The following is a 16,925-nucleotide window of genomic DNA, read 5'->3' as shown; positions in this document are numbered from 1 at the left end:
CCTTCGGTGTAGGGCTGAAATTAGGGAGTAAAGAGGGGCAGGCCCAGGACGGGCCAGACCGCAAAACTGAAGAGCAGGACCACAGCGGTGCTGAGCGGCCCCAGCCATGCCGAGAGCCGCAGCAGATCCGCCGCGGAGTAGTGCGTCACGCCGTCGGCCTCGGCGAACATGGCCACCGGCTTGGCTGAACTCGTCAATGTGTGGCAAAACCCTGCCGCCGCCGTCGAGGCGAAAGCCGCTGCCATGGGATCCACGCCCATGGAACCGGCCGACGCCACCACCACGGGGATCAGGACGGCGGACCGGGCCGACCGCGACTGGATCAGCAGGTGCGCCGCTGCGGAGACCACCACCACCGCCACCACAAAGACCGGGGCTTTCCAGGCGCCGAGAACTGCCAGCGGGGCGAGCATCGAGGAGGCCAGCCAGTCGGCGGCTCCCGTGGTCACCAGGCTGGATCCCAGCGCCAGGGTGGCGGCCATAAAGAGCAGCATGGACCATGGCACCTTCTTGAGTGCCGCGCCCAGTTTCACCGATCCGTAGTACGGGGAGCTCACCACCAGGGCGCCGATGAGTGCCACCAGGGCGGGTTCGAGGCCGTGGATCGGCTCGGTGCACCACAAGGCCACGACGGCGGCGAGCAGCATCAGCGAGCGCTGCTCATCAAGGTCCAGCGGGCCGCGAAGGCGCGTGGGGCTCTCCCGCTGCAGCTGGGCACTGTCCACCCGCAGCGGCACGTTCCTGTCACTGGAGTCGGTAAAGAGGCGGACTGTCAGCTCGGTGGCCATGGCGCTGGACACCAGCGCCAGGGGCAGCCCCAGTAGGAGCCAGGAGGCGAAATCAAAGCCTTCGTGGCCCGCCGACTGCAGCACCTGGCTGGTGATCAGGTGCGCGCCCGCACCGAGGAAGGAGGCCACGGCGGACAACAGGATGACGGTCGGGAACAGGATCGCCAGCATCTTTACGACGGCGGGCCTGTCCTTCAGTGCCGTGCGCAGGGCCAGGAAGATGGGCAGCACCAGAGCCGCCCGGCCGGAGGTGGCCGGGATGGCGAACGCGGTGACGATCAGGCCGAGGCTGGTCAGGTGCGCCAGCTGCCGGACGCTGCGTGCTCCCGTGATCACAAAGGCAGCGCCGCGGGCGGCAAGCCCGGTGGACGCCACGGCGCTGGCGATGACAAAAGCCGCCATCAGCAGCCACACGGACTCTTCGCCCAGGGCGTCGAACAGGCTCTGGGTTGGCATTGCCCCGCTGATGACCAGCGCCACCGCCGCGCCCAGCGCAACATAGGTGTCCTCCACCGGCGAGAAGATCCAGAACCACACCGCCGCGAGGAAGATGCAGAGCGCGACGGCGGCCTCCGCACCGAGCGATCCGGGTCCCGCCTGCAGGGACAGCGCCACCATGGCCGCTGCCGCGACGCAGGCCGAGATCAGCGCGGGCGGCCTCAGCATGGCCGGCAGTCCGATGCGGCCAGTCTTGGCCCCGTCCGGGCCGGCGGTGCGCGGTGTGGATTCGTAATAGGTGGTTTTCATCTGAGCCGGTATCCCGCGCCGCGGACGGTCTCGAGCCGCGCTGCACCAATCTTGGCCCGGAGCGCCCGGACGTAAACGTCGACGACGTTGGACGCCGGGTCGAAGTCCATGTCCCAGGCGTGGGAGATGAGCTGCTCCCGGGTCAGGACCTGGCGGGGGTGCCGCAGGAAGACCTCCAGCAGCGAGAACTCCCGGGACGTCAGGTCCGCGTCCTGCTCCCCGCAGCGCACGCGGCGGCTGCGGAGGTCCAGTTCCATGTCCTCATGGCTGAGCGTCATCACGGGGGTTGAGTCGCCGTCGTCGGTCAGCCGGAGGCGTACGCGTGCCAGCAGTTCCGCGAACTGGAACGGCTTGGTCATGTAATCGTTGGCCCCGCTTTCGAGCCCGTACACGGTGTCGGCCACGGAGTCGCTGGCGGTAAGGACAATGACGGCGGTTTTGGAGCCTTCGCCGCGGAGCCGTTCCAGTACTTCGAAGCCGCTCAGGGTGGGCAGGCCGATGTCGAGGATGAGCATGTCGAACTCGCCGGAGCGTGCCAGCAGGAGGGCACTGGCGCCGTCGTCAACGGTGAGGCAGGAGTAGCCTGCGGCGCGGAGGCCCTTCTCCACGAAGGCTGCGATGCGGCTGTCGTCTTCCGCGATCAGGATCCGTTTCATGGTTGCTCCTTCTGCGGCTCGGCGCCGGTGCGTTCTGACCTGTGGGGGTTCCCGGCTGCGTCCTGACCCTCATCCGGGGCGGGGATGGTGAGGCCGAAGGTGGCGCCCTCCCCCTCACTGCTGCGGACCCAGGCAGTGCCGTGGTGGGCCTCGGCGATGCTGCGGACGATGGCCAGTCCCAGCCCCGCGCCGGGACGTGCGGCATCCGGGTGGCGGGCGGCTTCTCCCCTGTGGAAACGGCCGAAGATCCGGGCTGCCTCGTCCTGGCTGACGCCGATGCCTTCATCGGAAACCCACACCGAGAAGCTGCGTTCCTGGCCGGAGCCCTCAAACCGGGAACCCAGGCGGACGGTGGTCCCCGCGGCCGAATACTGGCAGGCGTTGGTGGCCAGCTGCAGGACGGCCTGGGTGATGCGCTGCGGGTCCACGCTGATGTGTCCTTCCGCAATTTCCAGGATGGGCCAGCCGCGCGAACCGAGGGTCTGTGCCTTGGCTTCGATGTCCAGCAGCAGCGACGCGGCGTCAGTGCTGCGGAGCTGGGTGAAGCCGGGGCGGTCCACTTTGGCCAGCAGCAGCAGGTCCGAAACGATCCTTCCCATCCGGGCCAGTTCATCATCCACTAGTGCCAGCGTGCGCTTGCGCTCCGCGGGGCTGTCCGACATCAGTTCGAGGTGGCCCCGGATGACCGTGATGGGTGTCCGGAGTTCGTGGGAGGCGTCATCCACGAAGGCCCGCTGAGTGCGGTAGGCCCCTTCCAGCCGGTCCAGCATGGTGTTGAAGGTCAGCGCCAGTGCGGCGATGTCGTCGTTGCCCTGAACGGGGACACGGGCGGTCAGGTCTGATTCAGAGATGTCCTCTGCCACGCGGCGCACTTCCCGGATGGGCCGGAGGATCTGGCCGGCAACCAGCCAGGCGATACCCGCAGTGACAGCCAGCCCGCCGAGGGAAACGAAGAAGATGGTGACGGTGGTGCTGGCCACCTGGGCTTCACGCGGCGCCATGTAGTCGCCAACGATCAGGAAGCCTGTGTCGCTGCCGGATTCAATCGGCAACCGCGCCCAGTGCATCTCGCCAGCGCTGGTTGCGGCGATGCCGCTGGCTGCCTGCCCCGACCGGATGCTGTCCAGCAGTTCCGTGTCCGACGGCAGCTGGTGGCCGGCGTCCGGGGAGTTCATGGCCCCGCTCGGCGTATACAGCACGCGCTGGCCTACGCTGCCCAGGATCACTTCGCCGGACGCAGCCGACTGCCGGCTCAGGTACCGTTCCAGCATCTTTTCGATCGACGTGAACGGCAGGGCGGTAGTGGGGTCAACGCCTTCCTTGGCGAAGGCCCTGAATTCCTGCAGCTCCTGGGAGATGGCCTGGTGCGCCTGGACGCGGGCCTGGTTGACCATCAGCGAACGGACCGTCAGCAGGACGGCCAGCAGGGTCAGCGCCGTGGTGAGCAGGATCCAGCCGGCGATCCGCCAGCGGGCAGGCACCCGGGACCCAAGGCGTCCGCGGGCGGCGTGGGTCCGGGGGGCGCGGGCCGGAGCCTCCGGTGCGGCTGCCGCGGCGGGCGGTTGGTGCGTTGCCGTGTCAAGCACGGCTGTCTGGTGCTCCATGGTCAGTCCCCGTCGTCGAAAGCGTCATCATCGTCGTCGTCCTCGATTACCACCGGCGGCGCCACAGGTGCCGGCGGCGCAACCGCGGGCGGCGCCACAGGTGCCGGCGCTGGCGCGGCTGGCGCCGGCGGTGGTGCTGGCGGCTCTGCCGGCCCGGACTCGGCCGGATCCTGCGCCGGCGGCACGGGGTCCTGCGCTGGCGGCGCCGTTGGCGGCTCCGACGGCGGCGCTGACGGCTCGAGGCCGGGTGCAGGAGTGCCGCCGGGACCGGCACCCAGCCGGACAGGCTGCGAGTCGATGACCGGCGGGCCGGCCGGTGCTGCGAGGAGGCTGCCAGCCACGGCGAGCAGCACCGGGATAACCAGTACGGCTGCCATCACTGCGATGCGTCGGATCATGTGCATGCCTTTATGCTGTCAGGCCTTCATGAGGGGCTGATGAAGCGGGCATGAAGAAACCTTCATCCGCGATGGCGCCAGGAAACCTTTCTTGCCCGCCGGCGTCGGTAGATTGGAGCCATGACTGACGTTTCTTCCCCTCATTCCGAATCTGCAACCTCCGCCGGCCGGGAAACCAACGGACGCGGCACCATCCTGGTGATCAACGGCCCCAACCTCAATCTGCTGGGCACCCGCGAACCGGAAAAGTACGGCACGTCCACCCTCGCCGACGTCGAACAGCTGGCTGCTTCAACGGCACAGGCCCACGGCTTCACGGTGGAATGCGTCCAGTCCAACCACGAGGGCGTCCTGCTGGACGTCATCCACGCGGCCCGCACCAACGCTGTCGGCATTGTCCTGAACGCCGGTGCGTTCACGCACACCTCCGTCGCCCTGCGCGACGCCTTGGCAGCGGTGCAGCTGCCCGCCGTCGAGGTTCACATCACCAATGTGCATCAGCGCGAGGAATTCCGGCACCATTCGTACCTGTCGCCGGTGTGCGCCGCCGTCATCGTGGGGGCCGGCGTGTTCGGTTACAAGCTGGCCATCGACTACCTGGCTGAAGCCCTGTAGCCATGACCGGGCGGACCGCGGCGTGGTACCGGCACTTCGGCACGGTTGACGCGCCGGGGTCATCGCCCTGTTATGCCGAATGGTCGCTGGGCATCGCCGAGGACCCGCCACTGATCGCCCGCATTGACCTGTGGCCGAATGACAAGCGGCAGCCCATCCTGCTGTTCGCGGCCGCGCGGTTCCTCGGCGCAGTTCCCGGCCCCTTCGTGGAGTTCCGCAGGTTCCTTGCAACCCACTGGGAGGAAGTCAGCAGGGTGGTCCTGTCCCGCGCGACGCAGACCAACGAGGCCGGACGCTGCGCCACCCTCCTGCCCTCCCTCGCTGCGATCGCCGCGGCGGAGGGCAGGCCGCTGGCGCTGCTTGAGGTGGGCGCCTCGGCTGGCCTGGCCCTGTACCCGGACCGTTACCGCTACGAGTACGATGACGGCACAACCGTCACGCGGCTGTCTCCGGTTTCTGACGGGGGAACCCCTGCCGCGGCCCCGATCCTGACGTGCGCCACCAGCGGCCTGGTTCCGCTGCCGGCAGCGCTTCCACCGGTGGTGTGGCGGGCGGGCATTGACCTGAACCCGCTTGACGTGGGCAATCCCGACGACGTCGCCTGGCTGGAAGCCCTGGTGTGGCCGGAGCAGGAATTTCGGCGGGAGCGGCTCCGGCAGGCTGCAGCGATTGCGCGGCGGGATCCGCCGCTGCTGGTGGCAGGCGACCTGAATGAACGGCTGCTGGAGGTGGCGGCGCGGGCTCCTGCCGAGGCAACCCTGGTGGTCTTCCACAGCGCGGTCATGGGTTACGTCAGCGCGGAGGGGCGGCTCGCGTTCCGGCAGGCCATGGCCCGGCTCTCAGCCAGCCGGGGATGCCACTGGCTGTCCAATGAGGGGCAGATGGTGATTGACCAGGAAGACGGCTCCACCGTGGTACCCGAGGTGGACCCGCAGCTGATCCTGGGCAGGTTCCTGCTCACCCATAACGGCACTCCCGTGGCCATCACCGGGCCGCACGGCCAAAGCCTCGACTGGCTGTGAGCCGGGCGTGCGTCCTACTTCTGGATGCACTGCCCGGAGGAAACCGGCGCACTCAGGCCGGCAGCCTGTGACGCCACCGGGTAGAGGTCATCCATGGTGATCGCGAAGCCCATTTCGGCGTCGGACGTCGCTTTGGCAAAGATGACTCCCGCCACCAGGCCGTCCATGGTCAGCAGCGGTCCGCCGGAGTTCCCTGGCTGGACGTCTCCAGCGAGGCGGTAGATGTCTTCCGGTGCCGGGTTCTCGCCGTAGATATCCGGCACCAGCACCGAGGCGATGTCCTGGACCGTGGCTGGGTTGGACTTGAACGGACCGCCGTGGGGGTACCCGGCGAAGGCGGCCGGGCTGCCGCCGGGAAGGTCTGATGTCAGCGCCAGCGGCGCGGACGGCAGCCCGTCCACGGCCAGGACGGCGAGGTCGTGCCGGGTGTCGAAATAGACCACGCGTCCGGGCATCGCCCCGCCGTTGGGGACCTCCACCACGGGCTGCGACACGCCCGCCACCACATGGGCATTGGTCACAACCCGCCCGGGAGACACCACGAAGCCGGTGCCGGTCTGGTTCTGGCCGCACTGATAGGCCGTTCCGGCGATTTTCAGGACTGATTCGGCCGCCCGGTTCAGCTCCGGCGTATTGGTGCTGGCATTGGGGACAGCTACCTGGGGTCCCTGGCCGAGGCCTTCGATCAGCGTGGGGATACCGTTTCCGATCACCGTTGAACGGAGCTGCGCAAGGGTCGCCTTGACCGGGACGGGCGTCAGTCCGTCGATGTACCGGATGACCCGGGATTCGGCGAGCTGCTGGGAGACGAAGGGAACACCCAGGGAACTGACGCTGAAAGCCAGCATGGACATGACGAGGGCTGAAACCACCACGTTGACGGCCCCACCGACCAGCCGGTCCACGGCCCGCAGCGGTTTGATCCGCACGGCGCCGCGGATTTTGCGGCCGATCATGGTTCCGAGGCCGTGGCCCATGGCCATCAGTACAACGGCGGCCGCCACGATGGCGGTGAGCCTCCAACCGGAGTCATCCACGAACTCGCTGACGAGGGGGACAGCAAAGAAGGCGGCAACGGCGCCCGCGGCGAAGCCTGCGATGCCACCGAGGGTCACCAGGAAGCCGTTGCGCAGGCCATAGATCAGGTAGGACAGCAGGGCCAGGATCAGCGCAAGGTCCAGAACGGTCAAGCCAAACACTGACGCTCCTCTAATACGGTTGAGAACCAATTCTAGGGGCGTACGCTGACATTCCTCTGTGGAGGGCCTTACGGTGCCGGTTCCCGCCGGGTTCAGGTGCCAAAGCTTCCCCTCGCCGTGCTGCCCGGGCACCCGCATGGCCCTCTTTGCACCCATTCAGCGGCGTTTCCGCTGCCAAGTACGTCACAGAACCTTGAAACTTCTGAAACAATGGCAAAAGCGCCACAGCCGAAACTTTTTATTCAGGAGATTTTATGGACATCGAGGTACTGCGCCGAGCACCACTCTTCGCCACGCTTGACGACGAAGCATTCAGACTGCTGACGGACGAGCTGACCGAGGTGGACCTTTCACGCGGTGCATCGGTATTCCGCGAGGGCGACCAGGGTGACCAGCTCTACTTCATCGTCTCGGGCAAGGTAAAGCTGGGCCGCACGTCCCCGGACGGCAGGGAGTCCCTCCTGGCCATCCTCGGCCCGGGCGAGCTGTTCGGCGAAATGGCACTCTTTGATCCCAGCCCCCGCACGGCTACGGCCACGGCTGTTTCCGAGACCCGCCTGGCCGGCCTGAAGAACGAGAGCCTCAACGGCCTCCTGCGGACCCGCCCTGAGGTGTCAGCCCAGCTGCTGCAGGCCCTGGCCCGCCGCCTGCGCCGCACCAACGATTCGCTGTCCGACCTGGTCTTCTCCGACGTTCCCGGCCGCGTGGCCAAGGCGCTGCTGGACCTGGCAGACCGCTTCGGCCGCCCGGCAACTGACGGCGTCCTGGTGGCCCACGAGCTCACGCAGGAAGAACTGGCCCAGCTGGTCGGCGCCTCCCGCGAGACCGTCAACAAGGCCCTGGCAGAGTTCGTCCAGCGCGGCTGGCTCCGCCTCGAGGCCCGCGCCGTTGTGATCCTGGACATGCAGCGCCTCCGCCAGCGCTCGCGCTAAGCCACATAGCAAAAGCCGCTCCGGTTCTGAACCGGAGCGGCTTTTGTTGTTAACGCACTTAGGCGGCCCTTCGCCGTCGCCCTGACGCACGCTTCCGGATGCGGGCGACCTCGGGCCCTTTTTAGTCCCCCGGGAAACGCTCTCTCACTTAATGTGGCTTTTCCTCAAGCGCTCTCTCACTCTCCTAAAGAAAGTGAGAGAGCGTCGGCCGGAAACCCACATTAAGTGAGAGAGCGTCGGCCGGAAACCCACGTTAAGTGAGAGAGCGTTTCCAGCCGGGAGGGAGTCTTCCGCGCAGGAGCGCGGGTCAGCGTTCGCGCTGGGGGTCTCCGGCTACGGTTTTGGCGGCCTCGACTTCGAGCATGAGCCTGCCGTCCTCTTCGACCAGCTTCGCCTGGTAGACGTGGGGCTTGCGCTTGTAGCTGAGGTAGGCGATGCAGCCGTTCGCGGCGGCCATCTTCTCGAGCATGATCTCGGAGCCCGGCACCAGGAGCTGGCCGAGGGTAAGTCCGACGGTGTTCTCCTGGCCCACCTCGTCGCCCAGGGCGGTGGTGTCGCGTTCGGCAATGACTTTCGTGGCGCACACCCAGCGGCCCCAGACGCCTTTGCCCTCCAGCAGGCTCGGCTGCTGGTTCATCGGCACCGTAGCGGCGAAGTACCGGGTGTCGAAGCGGCGGTGGGCGAAGTCCGGGGTCCGCCAGTTGACCAAAGGCTTCAGCAGGTCGGTCCGGACCGACAGCCCGCGTTTGGCGAGCAGCTCGGTGAAGCTCTTCTCCTGCTCGGCCACAGCCACGCGGATCTTCATCCATTCGTGGCTGGACGTGCCTTCCACGGTGGTGGACATGTCCGGCCCGGCCAGGAGCACACCGGTTTCCTCAAACAGCTCACGGACGGCGCCCACCACGTGGCGGCGCGCCAGCCCGACGTCGTCCGTCCCCAGCTGCTCAGCCCAATGCTGCGGTGAGGGGCCCAGCCACCCGACGGCGTCGTCGTCGGACGCCTCCAGGGAACCTCCCGGGAAGGCGAGCACGCCCAACGGCGAGGAGCCGGGCCGGTAGCCCAGCCACGTCTCCAGGCCGGTGGGCGAATCGCGCAGGAGGACCACGGAGGATGCCGGGCGGGCGGCGCGCGGTGTCCGCTCGCCATGGTCCAGCCAGCTTTGAGCCGCCCCTTCCAGATCCGGAGGGAGGGCGAACAAGCGTCGGGCGAGGTGAGGCAATTGAGTGAACCGGGTCCTTAGCTGAATTCAGCGATCAGTTCGACCTCTACCGGGGAATCCAGCGGAAGGACGGACACCCCGACGGCGGAGCGGGCGTGCTGCCCCGCGTCGCCGAAGACCTGGCCAAGGAGCTCGGACGCGCCGTTGATGACGCCGGGCTGGCCGGTGAAGGACGGGTCCGACGAAACGAAGCCCACAACCTTCACGATCCGGGTGATGCGATCAAGGTCACCTATGACGCTCTTCACTGCTGCCAGCGCGTTGACGGCACAGACGGCAGCGTAGGCCTTTGCGTCTTCCGGGGACACTGTGGGCTCGTCGGACGTGCCCTCCGTGCCGGTGGAAACCTTGCCGGTTGCTTCGAGTTTGCCGTTAATAAAGGGCAGCTGGCCGGAGGTGTAGACGTGGCTGCCGGTGATGACCGCCGGCACGTAGGCGGCTACCGGGGCGACCACCTCCGGAAGGGTCAGGCCCAGCTCGGCGAGACGCTGTTCGACGGCGGAAATGGGAGCCTCTGGAGCTCCGGATGCGGTCTCTGCGGAGGTGCTCACTGCTACTGCTTCTCCCTCTTGAGGTAGGCAACCAGGCCGTTGCCGTCCGGTCCGGTAACTACCTGAACGAGTTCCCAGCCGTCCTCTCCCCACTGGTCCAGGATCTGCTTGGTGGCGTGAATAATGAGCGGAATCGTCGCGTACTCCCATTTGGTCATGAGAGAAAGACTAGTCGTTGCCGGTAAAGTGGAAAACATGGTGACTCGTAAGAACCCCATTTTCGACACGGCCACTACCCTCGGAAAGATATTTGGTTTCCTTGGCGTGAGCGCTATTTGTGGTGTCCTGGTGGCAGGCCTGCTGGTTCCGGCCGCGGCAGTTTCGGGCAGCGCGGCGAGTGGCTCGATCGAGTTCTTCGACACCCTCCCGGCGGAGCTGAAGGTGGACCCGCCCAACCAGACCACCCGCATCCTGGCCTCTGACGGCAGTGTGATCGCGAGCGTCTTCGAGGAGAACCGCACCAAGGTCAGCCTGGACCAGATCTCGCCGTTCATGAAGGAAGCCGTCATCGCGGTGGAGGACAGCAGGTTCTACGACCACGGCGGCGTTGACACCACCGGCATCATGCGTGCCCTGGTGGCCACCGCCCGGGGTAACAAGCAGGGCGCTTCCACCATCACCCAGCAGTACGTCAACAACGTCCTCAACGCCAACCTCGCCGCCGAGGGCAAAGACGAGGACATCAAGCTCAACGGCGTCAACAAGGGCGTCGGCGACAAACTTCGCGAGATGAAGCTCGCCATCGCCCTCGAGAAGGAATTCTCCAAAGAGCAGATCCTCGAGGGCTACCTCAACATCGTGTTCTTCAACCGCGACGCCTACGGCATTGAAGCCGCGTCCAAGTTCTTCTTCAGCACCACGGCCAAAGACCTCACGCTTCCGCAGGCTGCACTCCTTGCGGGACTCGTCAACAGCCCCTCGGCCTTCGACCCGATCAACAACCCGGAAAGCTCCAAGGCCCGCCGTGACCTGGTGCTGAGCCTGATGCTGAGCCAGGCCAAGATCACCCAGGCCGAATATGATGCCGCCGTGGCCACACCGGTGGAGACCCAGGTCACCCCGGCCCGCCAGGGCTGCGCCTACGCGGCCACCGCACCGTACTTCTGCGACTACGTGCTGCACCTGCTGGAAAACAACCCGGCGTACGGTGCGGACCTGAAGGAACGCCAGCGCCTCATCTACGGCGGCGGGCTGACCATCACCACCACGCTGGATCCGGCAGCCCAGGCATCCGCCCAGGAGCAGGTCAACGCTTCTGCCGGCGCCAACCCGGACAAGTGGGGTGCGGCACTGGTTTCGGTGCAGCCCGCCACCGGCAAGATCACCAACATGGCTCAGAACACGTCGTTCCTGCCCGCTGAGGGCGGCTTCGATTCCCAAGTCAACTTCAGCGTTGACCAGCTCGACAAGGACGGCAACGACCTCAACGGCCTCGGCGGTGCCCAGCCCGGTTCAACCATGAAACCGTTCACGTTCGCGGAGTGGCTGAACGAAGGCAAGTCCATGAACACCGTGGTCAACGCCGCCCAGCGCCGGTATCCGCTGAACTTCAACTGGAAGCACACCTGCGGCCAGGTGACCGGCGCGTACAACACTGCGCAGAAGGCCCTCGGCGCGGCGGATGACCTGCAGAACGCGGAACCTCAGTTCTACCGGAACATGCCTGTCCTTTTCGGCCTCTACAACTCCATCAACACGGCCACCTTTGCCTCCGCCGCACAGCTTGATTTCTGTGGCATCCAGAAGGTCGTGGACGCTGTCGGACTGCACAGCGGGCTGCCGAACAAGGATGGCGAGCCCAACCCCAAGATCGACATGTCCACCCTGGGCAACCTGCTTGGCTCCACCCAGACGGCGCCGCTGACCATGGCCAGCGCGTTCGCCACCTTCGCGAATGACGGCAAGTACTGCGAGCCGATCGCCATCACCTCCGTGACTGACCAGTCCGGCGCCCAGTTGCCCGCCCAGAGCAGCAGCTGCCGCGACGCGATCAAGCCCGAGGTTGCCCGTGGCGTGAACTACGCACTGCAGGAAGTGATGAACGTCGGTTCCGGCTCCCTGATCCAGCCGCGGCTGTCCACCAGGACCAACTTCCCGGTTGCCGCCAAAACCGGTACCTCCAACATGAACGAATCCACGTGGGTTGTCGGGCACACCACCGGGCTTGCAACCGCCGCCTGGTTCGGCGATCCGCTGGGCGCCCAGAACCGCCCGGGCCGTGACCTGACCTTCAACGGCAAGTTCTACGAATCCCTTGACGGCTACATGATCGCCGGGCCCATGTTCTCCAAGTTCATGACCCAGATGGCCCCCGCGTTCGGCACGGACCCGTTCCCGGCACCGCCCACCAACATGGTGAGCGGCGGCGGCACGCAGTCCAGGACACCCTCCACCCAGGCAACTGCGCCGGCCGCCCCCGCCCCGCGGGCCTCAACCCCGGCCGCGGACAGCCCGGGCAACAGCGAGAAGAAGGACTAGCCGCCCATGGCCGTCAGTCCTGCGTTGGCGAGCCGCGTCCGGAACATCGGGCGCGGCTTTGCCGTCACCGCCGCCACGGGAACAGCAGCCGGTCTCGCTGCCTTCGGGTACGGGCTCTGGGAAAAGAACCAATTCGTCCTGCGCGAAGAAACCCTGCCCGTCCTGCCGCCTGGCCAAGCGCCTTTCCGGGTCCTGCACCTGAGCGACATCCACTTTGTCCCCGGCCAGGACACCAAAGCGGCGTGGCTTGAATCGCTGGCCTCGCTGAAGCCGGACCTGGTGGTCAACACCGGCGACAACCTGAGCCATGTCAACGCCGTGGATCCCCTCCTCAAGGCACTGCGGCCGCTCATGGAATTCCCCGGCGTGTTTGTGCCCGGCTCCAACGACTACTACGCCCCCACGCTCAAGAATCCCGCGTCCTACCTGCTGGGACCCTCGAAGGCCAAACCGAAGCCGGTCGAACTCGACTGGCCGCGCCTGCGCTCCGGGTTTGGCATGGGCGGCTGGATTGACCTCACCAACCGGCACCAGTCCGTGGTGCTGAAGGGAATGCGCTTCGACTTCTCCGGGGTTGACGATCCCCACCTGCACCGGGAACGCTATGCCGGCTGGCCCCGCGGCACCCGCAACCAGGACCAGGATCCGCACCTTCGCGTGGCCGTCATCCACGCCCCCTACCAGCGTGTGCTGGACCATTTCACCGAGGCCGGTGCGGACCTGCTGCTGGCGGGCCACACCCACGGCGGACAGTTGTGCGTCCCGGGCTACGGTGCGCTGGTGGCCAACTGCGATATCCCCACGTGGCGGGCGAAGGGCCTCAACGACTGGGAAAGTGACGGACGTACGACGCCGGTCAACGTCTCGGGCGGCATCGGCACCTCACGTTTCGCTCCCATCCGGATCGCCTGCAAGCCAGAGGCTGTGCTGCTGACGCTGACGTCCCGCGACCAGGGCGTGTGAACCGGCTCACGTCATGGCATAGGGTAGTTGCTACGGGAAACTACATTCGATTTAGAGCTTGAGAAGCGGGCATGGCCAAGCAGACCTCATTTTTCAGATCCATCAGCCGTCTCTACCCCCACGTCAGGCCGATCCTCCCCCGGCTGGTGCTGGGACTCATCAGCGCCCTGCTGGCCAGCCTTGTGGCACTGACCATTCCCCAGGTGCTCCGGGTCCTCGTCAACGAATCGCTGAAACCCGGCGGCGCGGCGGGCGCAGTCTGGACGGCCGCCGTCGTCATCCTGCTCCTCGGAATCGCCGAAGCGGTCCTCGTGGCCCTGCGCCGGCAGTTTGTGATCAACCCGGCAACCACCGTGGAAACCCGGATGCGGGTCTCGCTGTACGGGCACCTGCAGGACCTCACCGTCTCCTTCCATGACCGCTGGGGCTCCGGCCAGCTCCTCTCCCGCGCCATGACGGACCTGAACTTCCTGCGCCGGTGGATGGCGTTCGGCGCCATCATGCTTGTTGTCACCACCCTGACGGTTGCCATCGGCATCGTGGTGATGTTCTCCATGAGCTGGCAGCTGGCCCTGATCTTCATGGCCGCCGCGGTGCCCATCATGGCCTACAGCTTCCGATTCCGGACCCGCTTCAGCAAGGTGGCGCGCCGCAGCCAGGACCAGGCCGGCGATCTTGCCACCACCGTGGAGGAATCGGTCCACGGCATCCGAGTCCTGAAGGCTTTCGGCCGCAGCCGCGAAGCCCTGGAGAACTTCAACGAGCAGGCCGAGGAGCTCCGCCAGACCGAGATCGCCAAGGCCAAACACCAGGCCGGCTTCACCATGGTGGTCACCCTGCTGCCGGAGCTCGCCCTGGGCGCCGGCCTGGTAGTGGGCGTGATGCTTTGCGCCAGCGGCCAGCTGAGCATCGGTGCCCTCGTGGCGTTCTTCGCCACCGCCGCGGTGATCGCCACACCCGTGGAATTTTCCGGCATGCTGCTGGCCATGGCACTGTCCGCCAAGACGGCTCTGGACCGCCACTTCGAGGTGATGGATTCGGTGAACACCATCACCAGTCCCCCGGCCCCGCGCAAACCGGAGCAGCTAAGGGGCGCCCTGCGTTTCAACAACGCCACCTTCGCGTTCGAGGACGCCCCGGACAAGCCCATCCTGCAGGACGTCAACCTGGAGATCCTCCCGGGTGAGACCATGGCGCTGGTGGGCATCACCGGCAGCGGCAAGAGTGCCCTGATCCAGCTGGTCCCCCGCCTGTACGACGTCACGGCCGGTTCCATCACCATCGACGGCGTGGACGTGCGCGAGTTCGCCGTCGACGAGCTCCGCAAGGTGGTGGGCGTCGCGTTCGAGGACACCACGCTGTTCTCCAGCTCGGTCCGGGACAATGTGCTCCTCGGGGCGCAGGAGCGGACCGAGGAAGCACTCGACGAAGCCCTCGACGTGGCCCAGGCCCATTTCGCGTACTCGCTGCCGGAGGGTGTGGACACGCTCATCGGCGAGGAGGGCCTGAGCCTGTCCGGCGGGCAGCGCCAGCGGCTCGCCCTGGCCCGGGCCATCGCCGCACGGCCGCGGGTCCTCGTGCTGGATGACCCCCTCTCTGCCCTCGACGTGCACACCGAGGAGCTGGTGGAAACCCGGCTACGGGCGGTCCTGAAGGACACCACAACGCTGATCGTCGCGCACCGCCCGTCCACTGTGGCGCTGGCTGACCGGGTAGCGCTGCTCGAGGACGGCCGGATCGCCGCCGTCGGAACCCACACCGACCTGCTGTCCCACAACCACCACTACCGCTACGTCATCGCCAGCCTCGACCAGGAACCACGGGACCTGGATACGGAACTGTCGGAACTTGAGGAAGCGGCAGAGGAAGCCACCCGATGAGCAACTCAACCTTCGGCACCGCCAATGAGGACAACGCCCACCTGAGCAAGGCGGAGAGCAAAGCCGTACGACGCCGGTCGCTCGTCCTGCTTGCCACGCTGATCCGTCCCGTCCGGCTCAGGTTTTGGCTGACCATCGCCATGGTGGTCCTCTCGCAGGCGGCCCGCGTGGCCGGGCCGGCGCTGATCGCCTTCGGCATCGACCACGCGCTGCCCGCCCTCCGCGCCGGGGACAACCTGCCGCTGGTGCTCACCGGCGTCGCGTACCTGCTGGCGGCAATCACGACGGCGGGACTGACCGCCCTCTACGTCACCTCCACCGCGAGGCTCAGCCAGGCCATGCTGCTGGACCTGCGCGTCCGGGTCTTCCGGCACACCCAGCGCCTGAGCCTGGAATTCCACGAAAAGTACACGTCCGGCCGCATCATCGCCCGGCAGACCTCGGACCTGGAGGCCCTGCGCGAACTCCTCGACTCAGGGGTGAGCTCGCTGGCGTCCGGCCTGCTGTTTATGATTTTCACGGCCATCACGGTGTTCGTCCTGGATTGGAAGAGCGGCCTGATTGTCCTGGCCGCGGGAGTGCCCATGTTCTTCCTGGCGCGCTGGTACCAGAAGCACTCCCAGATCGCCTTCCGCGAATCCCGGGTGGTGTCCGCCGGCCTCATTGTGCACTTTGTGGAGACCATGACCGGGATCCGCGCCGTCAAGGCTTTCCGCAAGGAACGGGAGAACGCCGAACGCTACGGCCGGCTCGCCGAGGACTACCGGCAGGTCACCGTGCGCTCCATCAACCTGAGCGGCATATTCCAGCCTGGCCTGGTGCTGATCGGGAACGTGTGTGTGGCCGCGGTCCTGCTGTTCGGCGGGTTCCGCGTGCTGGGCGGGGACCTTGCCGTGGGCGTGCTGTTGGCGCTAATCCTTTCCACCAAGCGTTTCTTCCAGCCGGTTGACCAGATGGCCATGTTCTATAACTCCTTCCAGAGCGCCCAGGCCGCCCTGGAGAAGGTGTCCGGCCTCCTGGAAGAGGTGCCGACGGTCCGGCCTCCCAAGAATGCCGTAGCGCTCCGCGATGCCCGCGGCTCCATCGATTTCAAGGCCGTGGAGTTCCGGTACGGCGACGGCCCTGTGGTCATCCCCGCTCTGGACCTGCATATTCCTGCGGGCCAGACTGTGGCACTCGTAGGCCAGACCGGCGCCGGCAAATCCACGCTGGCGAAGCTGGTGGCCCGCTTCTACGACGTCTCATCCGGTTCCCTGACCCTGGACGGCGTGGACCTCCGCAACCTCAGCACCACGGACCTGCGGCGGAACATCGTGATGGTCACCCAGGAGGCCTTCCTGTTCAGCGGCTCGGTGGCTGACAACATCGCCCTGGGCCGGCCCGAGGCCTCCCGCGAGGAAATCGTTGAAGCCGCCCGGGCAGTGGGCGCCCATGGTTTCATCACCGAACTCCCCGACGGCTACGACACGGACGTCAACAAGCGCGGCGGCCGCGTCTCGTCCGGCCAGCGGCAGCTGATCAGCTTCGCCCGGGCGTTCCTGGCCCGGCCGGCGGTGCTGATCCTGGACGAGGCCACGTCGTCCCTGGACATCCCTTCCGAGCGGCTGGTGCAGACCGGCCTGGCGCGGCTTTTGCAGGCAACGTCCGACGCCGGCAGCGGGCCTGGTGCCCCGGGGTCCGGTGACGCCGCGGCGGGTGCGGGCCGGACGGCGCTGATCATCGCCCACCGGCTTTCCACGGTTGAAACCGCGGACCGGGTGCTGGTGGTCCACGACGGCCGCATCGTGGAGGACGGCACGCCTGCCGAACTCATCGGCGGCGGCGGCCGGTTCGCGGACCTGCACGGCGCCTGGAAGGACTCGCTGGTGTGAGG

Annotated in this window: 15 protein-coding genes; 7 read left to right on the top strand and 8 right to left on the bottom strand. The window is 66.9% G+C overall.

The genetic code is table 11. The features are described from left to right. Positions 1–20: 20 nt before the first annotated feature. Genes GUV69_RS18655 through GUV69_RS18640 form a run of 4 tightly spaced genes read right to left on the bottom strand, consistent with a single transcriptional unit; the run spans position 21 to position 4,193 of the window. A complete protein-coding gene (locus GUV69_RS18655) occupies positions 21–1,535 on the bottom strand; it encodes an SLC13 family permease (RefSeq protein WP_164205134.1) in 1,515 nt (504 codons plus the stop codon). Then, the gene (locus tag GUV69_RS18650; RefSeq protein WP_164205132.1) at positions 1,532–2,191 is read right to left on the bottom strand and encodes a response regulator transcription factor; all 660 of its coding nucleotides are present in this window, start codon (positions 2,189–2,191) and stop codon (positions 1,532–1,534) included. Before GUV69_RS18650 ends, GUV69_RS18655 begins: the two co-directional genes overlap by 4 nt. Further along, entirely contained in the window at positions 2,188–3,795 is a 1,608-nt protein-coding gene (locus GUV69_RS18645) for a sensor histidine kinase (protein ID WP_164205130.1), read from the bottom strand. Before GUV69_RS18645 ends, GUV69_RS18650 begins: the two co-directional genes overlap by 4 nt. A gap of 2 nt (positions 3,796–3,797) precedes the next feature. Then, positions 3,798–4,193, bottom strand: coding sequence for a hypothetical protein (locus GUV69_RS18640; protein ID WP_164198705.1), 396 nt, complete (start codon positions 4,191–4,193; stop codon positions 3,798–3,800). A gap of 120 nt (positions 4,194–4,313) precedes the next feature. Between GUV69_RS18640 and aroQ the strand changes: the two genes are divergently transcribed. Both aroQ and GUV69_RS18630 read left to right on the top strand, forming a co-directional pair. Further along, positions 4,314–4,808, top strand: a complete 495-nt coding sequence (aroQ, locus tag GUV69_RS18635) for a type II 3-dehydroquinate dehydratase (protein ID WP_164205128.1) — start codon at positions 4,314–4,316, stop codon at positions 4,806–4,808. Between the two features lie 2 nt (positions 4,809–4,810). Next, positions 4,811–5,830 carry a DUF2332 domain-containing protein gene (locus GUV69_RS18630; protein ID WP_164205126.1) on the top strand — a complete coding sequence of 340 codons (1,020 nt, stop codon included), beginning with the start codon at positions 4,811–4,813 and terminating at the stop codon, positions 5,828–5,830. A 14-nt stretch (positions 5,831–5,844) separates the two neighbouring features. Here the strand turns inward: GUV69_RS18630 and GUV69_RS18625 are convergent, their stop codons facing one another. Further along, complete coding sequence (locus tag GUV69_RS18625; protein ID WP_164205124.1) at positions 5,845–7,029, bottom strand: MarP family serine protease; 1,185 nt, start codon at positions 7,027–7,029, stop codon at positions 5,845–5,847. 254 nt (positions 7,030–7,283) lie between these two features. Here GUV69_RS18625 and GUV69_RS18620 point away from each other — a divergent pair, with 254 nt between their 5' ends. Continuing rightward, positions 7,284–7,961: a Crp/Fnr family transcriptional regulator gene (locus tag GUV69_RS18620; RefSeq protein WP_123254700.1), complete on the top strand. Its 678-nt coding sequence runs from the start codon at positions 7,284–7,286 to the stop codon at positions 7,959–7,961. 307 nt (positions 7,962–8,268) lie between these two features. Here the strand turns inward: GUV69_RS18620 and GUV69_RS18615 are convergent, their stop codons facing one another. The 3 genes from GUV69_RS18615 to sp36 are packed head-to-tail and all read right to left on the bottom strand — an operon-like array spanning position 8,269 to position 9,889. After that, positions 8,269–9,180 carry an NUDIX hydrolase gene (locus GUV69_RS18615; protein WP_164205122.1) on the bottom strand — a complete coding sequence of 304 codons (912 nt, stop codon included), beginning with the start codon at positions 9,178–9,180 and terminating at the stop codon, positions 8,269–8,271. A gap of 17 nt (positions 9,181–9,197) precedes the next feature. Continuing rightward, positions 9,198–9,731, bottom strand: a complete 534-nt coding sequence (locus GUV69_RS18610; RefSeq protein WP_164205120.1) for a RidA family protein — start codon at positions 9,729–9,731, stop codon at positions 9,198–9,200. A 2-nt stretch (positions 9,732–9,733) separates the two neighbouring features. Next, positions 9,734–9,889: a Sp36 family protein gene (gene sp36, locus GUV69_RS18605; RefSeq protein ID WP_011693223.1), complete on the bottom strand. Its 156-nt coding sequence runs from the start codon at positions 9,887–9,889 to the stop codon at positions 9,734–9,736. Between the two features lie 37 nt (positions 9,890–9,926). Between sp36 and GUV69_RS18600 the strand changes: the two genes are divergently transcribed. From GUV69_RS18600 to GUV69_RS18585, 4 genes are all read left to right on the top strand, one after another. After that, entirely contained in the window at positions 9,927–12,209 is a 2,283-nt protein-coding gene (locus GUV69_RS18600; RefSeq protein ID WP_164205118.1) for a transglycosylase domain-containing protein, read from the top strand. Between the two features lie 6 nt (positions 12,210–12,215). Beyond that, on the top strand, positions 12,216–13,172 hold the full coding sequence (locus GUV69_RS18595) for a metallophosphoesterase (protein WP_164205116.1): 957 nt from the start codon (positions 12,216–12,218) through the stop codon (positions 13,170–13,172). 71 nt (positions 13,173–13,243) lie between these two features. Then, on the top strand, positions 13,244–15,052 hold the full coding sequence (locus tag GUV69_RS18590) for an ABC transporter ATP-binding protein (protein ID WP_164205114.1): 1,809 nt from the start codon (positions 13,244–13,246) through the stop codon (positions 15,050–15,052). After that, positions 15,049–16,923, top strand: coding sequence for an ABC transporter ATP-binding protein (locus GUV69_RS18585; protein WP_164205113.1), 1,875 nt, complete (start codon positions 15,049–15,051; stop codon positions 16,921–16,923). The genes GUV69_RS18590 and GUV69_RS18585 overlap by 4 nt, the downstream gene beginning before the upstream one ends. Positions 16,924–16,925: the final 2 nt, after the last annotated feature.

It is taken from the genome of [Micrococcus luteus] ATCC 49442, assembly GCF_010367585.1.
Taxonomy (GTDB): domain Bacteria; phylum Actinomycetota; class Actinomycetes; order Actinomycetales; family Micrococcaceae; genus Arthrobacter; species Arthrobacter luteus_A.
This window is presented reverse-complemented; position numbering and strand designations above follow the sequence as displayed.

Excerpts from the sequence above, each read along its gene's own strand:
- GUV69_RS18655 (WP_164205134.1), bottom strand. The coding sequence starts at position 1,535 with ATGAAAACCACCTATTACGAATCCACACCGCGCACCGCCGGCCCGGAC.
- GUV69_RS18650 (WP_164205132.1), bottom strand. The coding sequence starts at position 2,191 with ATGAAACGGATCCTGATCGCGGAAGACGACAGCCGCATCGCAGCCTTC.
- GUV69_RS18645 (WP_164205130.1), bottom strand. The coding sequence starts at position 3,795 with ATGGAGCACCAGACAGCCGTGCTTGACACGGCAACGCACCAACCGCCC.
- GUV69_RS18640 (WP_164198705.1), bottom strand. The coding sequence starts at position 4,193 with ATGATCCGACGCATCGCAGTGATGGCAGCCGTACTGGTTATCCCGGTG.
- aroQ (WP_164205128.1), top strand. The coding sequence starts at position 4,314 with ATGACTGACGTTTCTTCCCCTCATTCCGAATCTGCAACCTCCGCCGGC.
- GUV69_RS18630 (WP_164205126.1), top strand. The coding sequence starts at position 4,811 with ATGACCGGGCGGACCGCGGCGTGGTACCGGCACTTCGGCACGGTTGAC.
- GUV69_RS18620 (WP_123254700.1), top strand. The coding sequence starts at position 7,284 with ATGGACATCGAGGTACTGCGCCGAGCACCACTCTTCGCCACGCTTGAC.
- sp36 (WP_011693223.1), bottom strand. The coding sequence starts at position 9,889 with ATGACCAAATGGGAGTACGCGACGATTCCGCTCATTATTCACGCCACC.
- GUV69_RS18600 (WP_164205118.1), top strand. The coding sequence starts at position 9,927 with ATGGTGACTCGTAAGAACCCCATTTTCGACACGGCCACTACCCTCGGA.
- GUV69_RS18595 (WP_164205116.1), top strand. The coding sequence starts at position 12,216 with ATGGCCGTCAGTCCTGCGTTGGCGAGCCGCGTCCGGAACATCGGGCGC.
- GUV69_RS18590 (WP_164205114.1), top strand. The coding sequence starts at position 13,244 with ATGGCCAAGCAGACCTCATTTTTCAGATCCATCAGCCGTCTCTACCCC.
- GUV69_RS18585 (WP_164205113.1), top strand. The coding sequence starts at position 15,049 with ATGAGCAACTCAACCTTCGGCACCGCCAATGAGGACAACGCCCACCTG.